The following is an 11,621-nucleotide window of genomic DNA, read 5'->3' as shown; positions in this document are numbered from 1 at the left end:
GGGACCCGGTAGCGTGAGCCGACGATTCACAAGGTCCCCCATTAGTAGGAGTCCCGGTGACGCAGAGTGGACAGGGCGAGGAGCCCTCGGCGCGGCCCGCGCGCGAAGGCATCGTGCTGCCCTCCGACGGAGGCGAGCCCCTGCTGCCGGGCGCGACCGGAACGCCCGCCCCCGCGGCCCCGGCCGGCGGCCGGGCGTGGGGCGGCGCCCGGAGCCCGGAGCAGCACGCACCCCAGCCGGGCCAGGGGCAGCCCCCGGCGGCCCCCCAGTGGGGCACCCCGGACGGGTCCGGCCCGCAGCCCCCGTCCGCCGGGAATCCGGGCCCGCTGCCCCCCGAGGGCGCCCCGGCCCCGTCGTACGGCGACCAGACCCCGTCCTACGGCGCCCAGCCGCCGTCGTACGGCCCCGGCGGCCAGCCACCGTCGTACGGCGCCCCGGCCGGCCCGGACGCGCAGTACTACGGCGGCCGGAGCGGCCCCGCCGGGCAGGGGGCGCAGCAGTACGGCGGCCAGGGCGATCCGGCCGGGCAGCAGTACGGCGGCCCGGACGGGCAGGGCGGGCAGTACGGCGGCCCGCAGAGCGGTGGCTACGGCGTGCCCCAGCAGCCCGCGTACGGCGCGCCCGACCCCTACGGGCAGCCCCAGCAGCCCGCGTACGGCGCGCCCGACCCCTACGGGCAGCCCCAGCAGCCCTCACAACCCCAGCAGCACCCCCAGTCCGCGCAGTACCCGCAGCAGTACCCGGCGCAGTCCGCGCCGGGCGCGCCGTTGCCGCCCGCCGTCCCGGGCGCCGGACATCCGGGCGCGGGAACCCCGCTGCCGCCCACGGCGGACGGTGCCACCCAGTACCTCCCGCCGGTGCCCGCCGCCCCCGCCGACGAGGGCGCCACCCAGTACCTCCCGCCCGTCCAGGCGGCCCCCGCGGACCAGGCCGCCACCCAGTACCTCCCGCCGGTGCCGGCCGAGTCGGCCGGTGAGCAGACGCGGTACCTCGGCCACGGGCCCCGGCCGGCGGCGCCCGCGCCCTCCGACGCGGAGGCCACGCAGTACATCCCGCCGTACGCCGGCCAGGCCCAGGCGGCCGACGGGGACCGGCAGCCGCCCGCCGAGTTCGACAACCTCTTCCGCGGCGGCCCGGCGGGCGACGACAGCCCGGCCGGGTCCACCCAGCAGCTCCCGCGCGTGCCCGACCCCCACCCCGGCCCGGCACAGGCCCCGTACCGCCCGGCGCAGCCGTCGTACGGACCCGAGGCGGACGACGAGGGCGGGCGGGGCCGGGGCCGGTCACGGCTGCCGCTGATCGCCGCCATAGGCATCGGCCTGATCGTGCTCGGTGTGGGCGCCGGCGCGCTGCTGAGCGGCGGGGGCGGCAAGGACGGGGGCACCGACGACAAGACGGCCGCCACGGCACCCCCCACCACCCAGGGCTCCGCCTCGCCCACCGTCGACCCCGCCCGGCAGCAGGCGGTCGACCTGGACAAGCTGCTCGCGGACAGCGGCAGCAGCCGTGCCTCGGTGATCCAGTCGGTGACCGACGTCCGGCGGTGCGACAACCTCGACCAGGCCGCCGCCGGTCTGCGGGACGCGGCCAAGCAGCGCGGCGGGCTGGTCACCCGGCTCGGCACGATCTCCGTCGACAAGCTGCCGGGCAGCGGCGACCTGACGGCCGCGCTGACCAGGGCCTGGCAGGCGTCCGCCGCGGCCGACAACCACTACGCGGCCTGGGCCGACCAGGCCAAGGGCCGCAAGATCTGCCACAAGGGCCACGCCCGCACCACGGGTGAGACCCTGGCCGGCAACCGGGAGAGCGGCACCGCCAGCGCGCAGAAGGCGAAGGCGGCGGCGCTGTGGAACACGATCGCGCGGAAGTACGGCCTGACCCAGCGCCAGCCCACCCAGCTGTGACCGGCGACGGGTCCCGGCCGCCGGGACCCGTCACGGCACGTCCGCGTGCTCCAGGGTCGACGTCATGTCGGTGATCCCGCGGTCGCCGCCGACGCCCTTGCGGGCCGCGACCAGCCTGCCGTCCCGCACGACCTGGAGGGTGACGTCGGCGTTGACCAGCCTCGGGAAGCCGACCGCGGCGAGCCTGCTCTCGTAGGGCCAGCGCAGGGTCGGGGTGAGGCCACCGGTGGAGACCCGCAGGCCGCCGCCGAGGGTGTGCCGCACGGTGTCGGCGCTCACCTCGCCGTCGCCGATCCGCTCCAGCGCGGCCCTGAGGACGGTGTAGGCGATCCAGGTGGTCTGCACACCGGCGTCCGCGGGGTCGATGCGGTTGTCGCCGAAGGCCTCCTCGTTGATCACCTTCTTCATCGGGGCCCACCGCGGGTCGGAGGCGACCGGGTACCAGCCGGTGATGTACGACCCCTCGTACGGCCCCGACGCCCCGCCGGTGGCGTCGATCACGGTCTGGTCGACGCTGCCCAGCACGGTCGCCGTGCGCACCCGCGGGAAGTCGTCGCGGGCCCGCCGGAAGGAGTCCATGAAGGTGTCGGTGCGGTCGCCGAGCGCGGGCACCACACAGCCCTTGCCCGCCGTGTCCCGGGTGGCGTACCGCAGCGCCCGCTCGGCCTGGCTTCCGTACTCGGTGGCGTCCTCCGCGGCCAGCTGGTCGCCGGCGTCGCGGTGTCCGCCCGCCCGCAGCCCCGAATCGAGCATCGCGGGCAGCTGGTCGCCGGCGATGCTGTCGGGGCGGACCAGGGCGACAGTGCCGCAGGCGTCCGCGAGGGCCTCGCCGAGACCGGCCAGGAGGGCGGGCTGGCCGCCGTTGACCGGATAGGACATGGAGCCGGTGAACTCGTCGTTGGTGACGCCGTACCCGCCGATGTAGGGGATGCCGGCGCCCTCCAGCGGAGCGAGGAAGGAGTCGCCGAACTGGCTGTAGGAGCCGACGACCGCGACCACGTTCTCGTCCACCGCGCGCCGCGCGCACTTCGCCGCGCCCACGCTGTCGTTGTGGTCGTTGCAGGTCAGCACCTGGAGCCTGCGGCCGTGGATGCCGCCGCGTGCGTTGACCCACCGGGCGTAGGCGCGGGCCATCGCCGGCATGCCGGGCTTGTTGGTCGCGTCGGTGTCCTGCGGTGCCCAGGTCATCACCTTGACCGGGCCGTCCCCGGAGCCCCCCGTGGCACCGGGGACGACCCCGCACGCGGCGGTGAGCGACGTACACAGGGCCACGGCGCCCGCCGCGAGGGCGGTGGCTCTGACGGCACGGGACGGTGCGGGAGGGAGGGTGCTGCGGGTGCGTCGCCTGCCGGTCATGCGCACACACGATTCCCTCACACCGCTAACCCGGAAGTGACCCGCGGTCGACAAAGGGTGACGACGGGATGAATTACGGGGGCCGGTGGGACCCGCGGCGCGCGGAACGTACGATCGATGACCGTGCAAGGTTCGGAGAACACTTCCCGTCGCGGCCGTCGCTCCTCCACCATGGGCGGCATGCCCTTGAACGACATGCCGTGGTGGCGGTGGCGCAGCAACGTGCGCTCGGCGCTGCACATGCTCTCCGACCCGGTGTTCCAGCGGGACGTCTGGCTGGCCGGCCTGGACGGCTTCGGTGACGTCACCGACGCCGTGTACCGGCTGGTGGAGGACACCTGGCTGGACAACTGGTCCGCGGAGAAATACGTCGGCACCGTCTTCCGCGACTCGCAGGAAGCGGCCCTCGTCGACACCGCCGTGCTGCGGGTGCTGCGCATCATGCACCAGGTCGGGCCGGACGCGCCGGTCGCCGCGTACCTGGAGCACGCCGGGTGGCCGGAGGCCGTGCGGGCGGCCCGCGACGCGCACGTGCGGATGTCGGTGAGCGACGGGGACGACCCGGAGTCGCCGCCGAAGAGCCTGGACGTCCTGCGCATCCAGACCCGGAGCGCGTAGCGCGGGTCCGGCTGGCGGACGGCCGGGGGCGGCGGGCCGCCGGTATGGGACCCTGTGGTGCATGAACGAGCAGTCCGCCTCCTCGGCCGCCGCGCCGGCCGACCAGTACGTCCTCACGCTCTCCTGCCCGGACAAGCAGGGCATCGTGCACGCCGTGTCCAGCTACCTGTTCATGACCGGCTGCAACATCGAGGACAGCCAGCAGTTCGGCGACCACGACACGGGTCTGTTCTTCATGCGCGTCCACTTCTCGGCCGAGGCGCCGGTGACGGTGGAGAAGCTGCGGGCGAGCTTCGCCGCGATCGGTGACTCCTTCCACATGGACTGGCAGATCCACCGGGCCGACCAGAAGATGCGGATCCTGCTGATGGTCAGCAAGTTCGGGCACTGCCTGAACGACCTGCTGTTCCGTGCGCGGACCGGGGCGCTGCCCGTGGACATCGTCGGCGTGGTGTCGAATCACACCGAGTTCCAGGAACTGGTGGGTTCGTACAACATCCCCTTCCACCACATCCCGGTGACGAAGGAGAACAAGGCGGAGGGCGAGGACAAGCTGCTCCGGATCGTCCGCGAGGAGAGCGTCGAACTCGTCGTCCTCGCCCGTTACATGCAGGTCCTCTCGGACGACCTCTGCAAGCAGCTCAGCGGGCGGATCATCAACATCCACCACTCCTTCCTGCCGAGCTTCAAGGGCGCGAAGCCCTACCACCAGGCGCACGCGCGGGGCGTGAAGCTGATCGGGGCGACGGCGCACTACGTCACCGCCGACCTCGACGAGGGGCCGATCATCGAGCAGGAGGTCGAGCGGGTCGGGCACGACGTGACGCCGGACCAGCTCGTGGCCGTAGGACGCGACGTGGAGTGCCAGGCGCTGGCGCGGGCCGTGAAGTGGCATGCCGAGCGCAGGATCCTGCTCAACGGCCGGCGGACGGTCGTCTTCGCCTAGGGCGCCGCGGTGGTCACTCGGCGACCGTGAAGTAGCGCGCGAACGCCGGTACGATCTCCGCCTCGCCGATCCTGCCGTCGCCGTCGGTGTCGAGGGCGGCGGCGACCTGCCGGGCGACCTCCTCCGGCACGTGCAGGACCCGCAGCACGCGCGCGGTGTCGGCGGTGCCCAGCCGGCCGTCGTCGTCGGCGCCGGCCACGGCCAGGGCCGCGTGCAGGAAGGGGCGGGCGATCTCGGCGAAGCGGCCGGGGTTGTCCCGCAGCCGCTTGACCGCCCCGGTGACGAACTCCTCGCGGGTGATGCGCTGGTCGCCGTCCCGGTCGGCGATGCCGGCCATGCCCTGCCAGAACGCCTCCGCGCCGGCGTACAGGGCCTGCCCCCGGTCGGAGCGGGCGGGCACGGTGAACTCGGCGAGCAGGGCCTTGGCCGCCGCGTTGAAGTCCGCGCGGTCGATGGAGCCGTTGCCGTCCTGGTCGAAGGTGGCGAACCGGGCGGCGATCCTGCGCTCGTACTCGGTGCTGACCATGTCTGTTCGGGCCGCCTTACGTGTGGGTCGTCCATGTGGGCCGCGCCTGTGGGTGGGGCCGGCCTGGCAGGGAGCGTACGACGCGGGTGGCCGCCGGGTAACGGGAAACCGGCAGTTGTGCCAGGACCGGGGGAATTCCGGGACAACGGTGCGGCCGAGTCACCCAGCCGTGCGGGCCGTTCAGGCGGAGAGGGGCCCGGCCTCGTCGGTGGTCGCCGTGTCGAGGTCGGGGCGCACGTCGAAGAGGCGGCGGACGCCGAGCGCGCCGAGGACGCGGTTGACGTGCGAGCCGTCCTCCGCGCCGCGGTCCGGCAGGATCAGCCGGAGCCGGCCCTGGCAGGAGCGGATCAGCCGGCGGGACGCGATGAGCACGCCGACCCCGCTGGAGTCGCAGAAGAAGACGTCGGAGAGGTCCACGACCAGGCTGTGGTGCCCCTCGGCGACGACGTCGTGCACCCGCTGGCGCAGCAACGGGGAGGTCATCAGGTCCAGCTCCCCGGAGACCCGGAGCACGGCCCACTCGCCCTGCTCGACGCCGGTCACGTTGAATGCCACGGCCCTGCCCCTCCGTTCGCCGGATCTCCCGGAACCGCCCGGAACCGGAAGCAGTTCCTACGTTTGCTTCGGGGCGGCTGCCCAGCGGCCGTTCCCTGAAACGCGAAGCGGTAAACGGCAGATGATCAACAGGAGGCTTGTTTCGGTCACCATCAATCATGTTCGATCAGAGTCGCACGCGGCGGGCGTGAAGGATGTGTGAAGAGGGCACTATCACCTGCGGTGCTCCGGGGGGCGCACATTGGCACAACAGGGCGTGCACTGTCGGACGTGCCGACTACATTCGGGACGGCAGGGACGACAGGCTGGTCGGGCCGGAGACGCGCGAGGGGAGGGGACGGCATGGCCGGGAAGGACGTACCACCCCGCTGGGACCGGAAGATGCAGCAGCGGCTCGCCCGCGGTGAGGCCGCGGCCCTCGGCGAGCTGTACGACCGGTTCGCCTCCCTCGTGCACGGCCTCGCCCACCGCGTCCTCGGCGCCGAGGAGGCCGCCGACGCCGTCACCCGCGAGGTCTTCACCCACGTCTGGGAACACCCCGAGACCTACGACCCCGGACAGGGGCCCCTGCGCACCTGGATCGCCGGCCTCACCCACCGGGCCGCCGTCCGGCGGCTGCGCGACCGGGAGGAACGGGACCGGTCGCGGCCCGAGGAACTGGAGAACACCGTCCGCCGTGCCTCGGTCGCCGCCCGCGCCGACTTCATCGTCCACTCCATGCCGGCCCCGCTGCGTGCCGCCCTGGACCTCGCCTACTCCCGGCGCCGCGACTACCGCCAGACCGCGGCCGACCTCGGCGTCACCGAGGAGGAGGCCCGCCGCCGGCTCCGCCTCGGCCTCCAGCTGCTGTCCACCGCGCACGACGCCGGGACACCGCCGGAACCCGGAGGTGCGGCGTGAGCGGCGCGGACCGGTCCGAGGCGCACGACGACCGCGCGGCGCGGGAGCGGCACGCGCGCGAGTCCGACGGCGAACAGCCTGACGACGGCACCGGCACCGGCGCCGACCCCGGACACCCGGTCCACGACGGCACGGACGCCGGGGGCGCCGCGGGGAGCACGTCGCCCGGCACCGGCGGTTCCGGGGGCGGTGCGGGGGACGCGCCGCACGGCACCGGCGCGCCCGGCCCCGCCCGGCGGCCCCGGATACCCACGCCCCGCGCCTCCGTCGAGGACAGCGGGGCCCGGCTGCCCGGCCTCACCGCCCCGGCGGACCACACCCCCGCGGACCACGTCCCCGCCCCGCCCGGCCTGTCGCACGGTGTCCTGAAGTCGCTCCTCGGCGCCTGGGCGCTGGCCGCCTGCTCGGCGGCGGAGACGGCGGCCGTCGAGGAACACCTGGGCGACTGCGGCGGCTGCGCCGACGAGGCCCGCCGGCTGCGCGAGGCGGTCGGCCTGCTGCACCAGCCGGAGAGCCTCGACCTGAACCCCGCACTGCGCACCCGCGTCCTGAAGAGCTGCCTGGGCCGCCGGCCGCCGCGCATCCCGGTGCCCGGCTGGGCCGTGCCCTACGACGCCGAGACCGCCCGCCTGGACGCGCTGCTCCAGGACTTCGGCGACGCGGAGTGGCACGCGCCGGTGCGGCTGCGCTGGTTCGACGACGACCGCCCGACGAGCCGCCGTACGACCGTCGCCGGAGTCATCGCGCACCTGCTGTCGGTCGACGGGCTGGTCGCGACGGCGCTCGGCCTGGAGGACCCGCTCCCCGCCGCGCCCGGGCGGGGCGCCAGCGCCGCCGGCCCGGCCGGGCGCACGGAGGCGTACTGGCGGGCCTCCCGCTTCCCGCCGACCCGTACGGTGCGCGGACCCTGGCGGGAGCAGAGCCACAGCCTGGTGCGGACGGTGTCCTTCACGGGCAGCCACGCCGGCGGACTGCCGGTGGCGTACGGCGACTTCACCCTGCCCCTGCGCGACGCGATGCTGGACCGCGCCTTCGAGTGCTGGGTGCACGCCGCGGACATCGCGGAGGCGGTGCACTACCCGTACGAGCCGCCGGCCCCGCACCACCTCAACCGGATGATCGACCTCGCGGCCCGGCTGCTGCCGGCGGTACTCGCCGGACGCCGCCGCGCGGGCCTGTCCGCACCGGGTGACCGGACACCCCACCTGGTCCCGGCCGGCGCCCCCGGACGCAGCCTGCGCCTGGAGATCGAGGGCGCGGGCGGCGGCGAGTGGCTGATCGCGCTCGACTCACCGGCGGCGGTGGGCTCCGCCGACCACGAGGTGGCCCATGTCGCCCTGGACGGCGTCGAGTTCTGCCACCTGGCCGCGGGCCACATCTCCCCCGAGGACGCCGCGGCGGGCCAGCACGGCGACCGCCGGGCGATCAGGGACGTACTCTTCGCCACGGCAAGCCTGAGCCGGATGTGACCGGAAGCAGTGGGAGAGACCGACATGAGCCGTCCGTCCGTCCGGCGAACTGTTCCGGCCTGCGCCGCCGTGGCCGCGTCGGTCCTGGCCCTCGCCTCCTGCAGCCAGGGTTCCGGCGGTCACGGTGCCGGTCGGTCCGCACCCTCGCCGCACACCACCACCCCCTCCCGGGAGGCGGGTTCCACGTCGGAGACCGCTCTGATGAAGCAGGCGACGTCCGTGGTGGCGGGCGTTCCCGGAGGCGTGCTCCTGGAGGGCGGCGCGGAGCGTGTCCGGGACGGCATCCATACCCGTCCGGTACTGGACGAGGCAAAGACCTACCGGCTCGTCCTGACCTGTCTCGGGCAGGGCGGTGCCCGGCTGACCGTCGGTCCCGCGACCACGGGTTCCGCGACCACCGGTGCCGGCATGGCGGTCCCCTGCGACCGGTCCGTGGTGCGGCGGCGGATCGGCGGCGACGGGCCGGTCCGTGTGGACGTCGTCGGCCTGAAGGGCGCCACGGGCGTTCTCGCCTGGCGGATCAACACCCTCTGACCGCCACGGCCGGGGTGGTCGGAGGCTGGGGCGAGCCAGAAGCTTTGGCCTTTGATGTTGCGGATCGTGGCGTGTCGGCATCACAGAGCGTTGATACCGGGTTGTGTCCATACCGCGACTTGTCACGGCCTGGAGTCGGGCGTCCGCTCCGGTACCTTGTGTGGGATGCGAGTGGCTGCGCGGACGAGCCGGGCCGGTGATGCCCCTGGGGCGATGCCGGGCCGCGCGGTGCGCGCCGCTGCTGGCGGGGCGGTCGGCCCTTCGGACGCCGCCTGTTCGACTCCCCGGCACGAGCGTCGCACAGTATGCCGCACGCGTACTCCTTCGCGCGGGAATATGCCCGAAGCGCTTGTTGGGGTGACTGTACGTCAACCATGCTGTCTCGCAAGGGAGTCACACAACGTGACCCCTGCTCTGGCCGTTGTCCTGGCCATGCAGAAAATGGCTACGATCGTGGCCCTCGTCGTGATCGCCGCCGCGGCTGACGCCGTGACGCGCGGCCGGCGCGGGGTCATGTGTCCGCCGGTTCGGATGGTGTGAGCGGTGCAGGTGCTTCAAGTGCAGCTGGAGATCCGGCCCGACCCCGCGGAGGTGGGACGGGCCAGGAAGTGGGCCCGCTCGCGGCTCGCCGGTTCGGGGATAACGGCCGACGAACCGCTGGCCGAGACCCTGATCCTGCTCGTCTCCGAGCTGGTGACCAACGCCGTCGTGCACACCGGCCGTCCGGCCGTGCTGCGCCTCTGCCTGCCGGGCCCGGTGGCCGGGAAGACCGCGTCGGCCACGGTGCGGGTGGAGGTGGCCGACACCAGTTCCCGCGCCCCCGTGCCCCGTTGCGTCGGCAGCGACGCCACCGGCGGCCGCGGCCTGGCCCTCGTGGACTGCCTCGCCGACCGCTGGGGCTGGAGCCCCGACGGTGCCGGGAAGAGCATCTGGTGCGAACTGGACCGCTGTTCCAAGCCCCGGGACAGCGCGGCGATGGCGTACGGGGGCGCACTGTCCGCGTACGACGGCTTCGCGTTCGAGGCGGTGTAGTCCGCCTGCGCGGTGGTGCGCCGGTGGTGCATCCGTGCGCGGGGTCGGCGCACAAGGCGCGGACGGCCCGCGGCCGTACCGGCGTTGACGTTCGCCGGCTCTCTGATCAGGCTGGTGTGCGTCGATTCGCCGCGAGGGGACGGCGAGGGCCCGGGTGACGGCGGCCCTCGTCGAGCGTGGGTCGCATCGGAGGGCGGCGCGCGCGGGACGCTGGGGGGCGCGCCGCCAACCACCCCCGTCAACCGCGTCCCGCCGCCCGAGCCTCCCCGACCGAGCCTCCCCGACCGCGCCTCCCCGGCTGCGTCCCGCCAACCGCGTCCCGCCAACCGCGTCCCGCCGCCCGCGCCTTCGCCCGCCCCTCGCTAACCGCACCCCGCCAACCGCGTCCCGCCGACCGCACCCCGTCAACCACGCATCGCCAACCGCCCCCGCCAACCGCACCTCCCCGCCCGCCCCTCGCTAACCGCACCCCGCCGACCGCGCCTCCCCGCCCCTCGCCGACCACACATCCCCGACCGCGCCCCGCCCCTCCGCACCCCCGCCGTCACGCGTGTGCCGGGCGTGGGCCGGCGTCCCAAGGGGCGCCGCCGGTGTCACCGGTGGCCTTCTCGGTGCCGCCGAACGCGAGCCGTCTCGTTTCTCCACAGGCTGTGGACAACTTTTCGCCGTTCGGCGGAGCAGTGCTCACGCCCGAGTGCCGCCCCCCGCCCGGAACGTCCGCCGGTACGCCGTCGGCGTCACCCCGAGCGTCTGCTGGAGGTGCTGCCGCATCGACTGGGCCGTGCCGAAGCCCGCCTCCCGCGCCACCTGGTCCATGGACAGACCGGTGGATTCCAGTAGATGCCGGGCGCGTTCCACGCGCTGCCGGGTGAGCCACTGGCCGGGGCTGACACCGACCTCCTCCCGGAAGCGGCGGGTGAACGTGCGTACCGACATGGCCTCCTGCCCGGCCATGTCCCGCAGCTGGATCGGTTCGTGCAGCCGGGCCAGCGCCCAGGCCCGGGCGGCGGTCGTCGTGGCCAGCTGCGGGTCGGGGACGGGGCGGTGGATGAACTGGGCCTGACCGCCGTCCCGGTGGGGCGGTACGACCGTGCTCCGGGCGACCTCGTTGGCGACGGCCGTGCCGAAGTCGCGGCGGACCATGTGCAGGCACAGGTCGATCCCGGCGGCCACGCCGGCCGAGGTCAGCACGTCACCGTCGTCGACGAACAGCACGTCCGCGTCCACCCGGATCCGCGGGAACAGCCGCTGGAGGTGTTCCGCGTGCGCCCAGTGCGTGGTCGCCGGGCGGCCGTCGAGGTAACCGGCGGCGGCGAGGACGTAGACGCCGGTGCAGATGGAGGCGAGCCGGGTGCCGGGGCGGACGCGGGCGAGGGCGGCGGCCAGGTCGTCGGTGAGCCGGCCCTCGTCGTGGACCGGGCCGAGTTCGTACGACGCGGGGACGATGACCGTGTCGGCCGTGGCCAGGGCCTCGGGGCCGTGGGCGACGTGCACGGCGAAGTCGGCGTCCGTCTCGACCGGGCCGGGCGGCCGTACGGAGCAGGTCACGACCTCGTACAGGTGTCGTCCCCGCGCGTCCCGCGGGCGGCCGAAGATCCGGTGCGGGATGCCGAGTTCGAAGGGCAGCAGGCCGTCCAGGGCCAGGACGGCGATCCGGTGCGGCCGGAATTCCCCTGTGGGTGTCATGGCCCGATCCTAGTGAAGGCTGTCCTCCGGGCCACTCGTTGCTCGCGCGCGGGGACCCGAGGCTGGGTGACGTGACTCGGACAAGCCCAGCCCCC

Annotated in this window: 12 protein-coding genes; 8 read left to right on the top strand and 4 right to left on the bottom strand. The window is 74.5% G+C overall.

All coding sequences use genetic code 11. The features are described 5' to 3' along the window. The first annotated feature begins 56 nt into the window (after nucleotides 1–56). Entirely contained in the window at nucleotides 57–1,904 is a 1,848-nt protein-coding gene (locus AB0F03_RS06550; RefSeq protein ID WP_361987144.1) for a hypothetical protein, read from the top strand. A gap of 30 nt (nucleotides 1,905–1,934) precedes the next feature. Here the strand turns inward: AB0F03_RS06550 and AB0F03_RS06545 are convergent, their stop codons facing one another. Beyond that, on the bottom strand, nucleotides 1,935–3,260 hold the full coding sequence (locus tag AB0F03_RS06545; RefSeq protein ID WP_361987142.1) for an ABC transporter substrate-binding protein: 1,326 nt from the start codon (nucleotides 3,258–3,260) through the stop codon (nucleotides 1,935–1,937). A gap of 117 nt (nucleotides 3,261–3,377) precedes the next feature. Between AB0F03_RS06545 and AB0F03_RS06540 the strand changes: the two genes are divergently transcribed. After that, complete coding sequence (locus tag AB0F03_RS06540) at nucleotides 3,378–3,878, top strand: hypothetical protein (protein ID WP_361987140.1); 501 nt, start codon at nucleotides 3,378–3,380, stop codon at nucleotides 3,876–3,878. 61 nt (nucleotides 3,879–3,939) lie between these two features. Next, the gene (gene purU, locus AB0F03_RS06535) at nucleotides 3,940–4,824 is read left to right on the top strand and encodes a formyltetrahydrofolate deformylase (RefSeq protein WP_361987138.1); all 885 of its coding nucleotides are present in this window, start codon (nucleotides 3,940–3,942) and stop codon (nucleotides 4,822–4,824) included. 13 nt (nucleotides 4,825–4,837) lie between these two features. Here purU and AB0F03_RS06530 read toward each other — a convergent pair whose 3' ends face one another. Continuing rightward, nucleotides 4,838–5,350: an EF-hand domain-containing protein gene (locus tag AB0F03_RS06530; protein WP_361987136.1), complete on the bottom strand. Its 513-nt coding sequence runs from the start codon at nucleotides 5,348–5,350 to the stop codon at nucleotides 4,838–4,840. Nucleotides 5,351–5,530: 180 nt separating this feature from the next. Next, nucleotides 5,531–5,905 (bottom strand): STAS domain-containing protein, encoded by a 375-nt coding sequence (locus AB0F03_RS06525; protein ID WP_361987134.1) that lies wholly within the window; start codon nucleotides 5,903–5,905, stop codon nucleotides 5,531–5,533. A 342-nt stretch (nucleotides 5,906–6,247) separates the two neighbouring features. Between AB0F03_RS06525 and AB0F03_RS06520 the strand changes: the two genes are divergently transcribed. The 5 genes from AB0F03_RS06520 (at nucleotide 6,248) to AB0F03_RS06500 (ending at nucleotide 9,840) form a co-directional block, all read left to right on the top strand. After that, nucleotides 6,248–6,805 (top strand): sigma-70 family RNA polymerase sigma factor, encoded by a 558-nt coding sequence (locus tag AB0F03_RS06520; protein ID WP_361987132.1) that lies wholly within the window; start codon nucleotides 6,248–6,250, stop codon nucleotides 6,803–6,805. A gap of 245 nt (nucleotides 6,806–7,050) precedes the next feature. Beyond that, nucleotides 7,051–8,274 (top strand): maleylpyruvate isomerase N-terminal domain-containing protein, encoded by a 1,224-nt coding sequence (locus tag AB0F03_RS06515; protein WP_361987507.1) that lies wholly within the window; start codon nucleotides 7,051–7,053, stop codon nucleotides 8,272–8,274. 24 nt (nucleotides 8,275–8,298) lie between these two features. Further along, complete coding sequence (locus AB0F03_RS06510) at nucleotides 8,299–8,808, top strand: hypothetical protein (protein WP_361987130.1); 510 nt, start codon at nucleotides 8,299–8,301, stop codon at nucleotides 8,806–8,808. Between the two features lie 402 nt (nucleotides 8,809–9,210). After that, complete coding sequence (locus AB0F03_RS06505) at nucleotides 9,211–9,348, top strand: hypothetical protein (protein WP_361987129.1); 138 nt, start codon at nucleotides 9,211–9,213, stop codon at nucleotides 9,346–9,348. A gap of 18 nt (nucleotides 9,349–9,366) precedes the next feature. Beyond that, the gene (locus AB0F03_RS06500; protein ID WP_361987505.1) at nucleotides 9,367–9,840 is read left to right on the top strand and encodes an ATP-binding protein; all 474 of its coding nucleotides are present in this window, start codon (nucleotides 9,367–9,369) and stop codon (nucleotides 9,838–9,840) included. A gap of 684 nt (nucleotides 9,841–10,524) precedes the next feature. Here AB0F03_RS06500 and AB0F03_RS06495 read toward each other — a convergent pair. Then, nucleotides 10,525–11,526: a helix-turn-helix domain-containing protein gene (locus tag AB0F03_RS06495; protein ID WP_361987127.1), complete on the bottom strand. Its 1,002-nt coding sequence runs from the start codon at nucleotides 11,524–11,526 to the stop codon at nucleotides 10,525–10,527. Between the last annotated feature and the right edge of the window lie 95 nt (nucleotides 11,527–11,621).

The organism is Streptomyces sp. NPDC028722 (assembly GCF_040637655.1).
Classification (GTDB): Bacteria; Actinomycetota; Actinomycetes; order Streptomycetales; family Streptomycetaceae; genus Streptomyces.
Note: the sequence above shows the minus strand (reverse complement) of the source record. Positions and strands in the feature narration are given on the sequence as shown.

Bases quoted from the DNA above. Each gene is read 5' to 3' on its own strand.
- purU (WP_361987138.1), top strand. From the start codon at position 3,940: ATGAACGAGCAGTCCGCCTCCTCGGCCGCCGCGCCGGCCGACCAGTAC.
- AB0F03_RS06520 (WP_361987132.1), top strand. From the start codon at position 6,248: ATGGCCGGGAAGGACGTACCACCCCGCTGGGACCGGAAGATGCAGCAG.
- AB0F03_RS06540 (WP_361987140.1), top strand. From the start codon at position 3,378: ATGACCGTGCAAGGTTCGGAGAACACTTCCCGTCGCGGCCGTCGCTCC.
- AB0F03_RS06495 (WP_361987127.1), bottom strand. From the start codon at position 11,526: ATGACACCCACAGGGGAATTCCGGCCGCACCGGATCGCCGTCCTGGCC.
- AB0F03_RS06545 (WP_361987142.1), bottom strand. From the start codon at position 3,260: ATGACCGGCAGGCGACGCACCCGCAGCACCCTCCCTCCCGCACCGTCC.
- AB0F03_RS06530 (WP_361987136.1), bottom strand. From the start codon at position 5,350: ATGGTCAGCACCGAGTACGAGCGCAGGATCGCCGCCCGGTTCGCCACC.
- AB0F03_RS06510 (WP_361987130.1), top strand. From the start codon at position 8,299: ATGAGCCGTCCGTCCGTCCGGCGAACTGTTCCGGCCTGCGCCGCCGTG.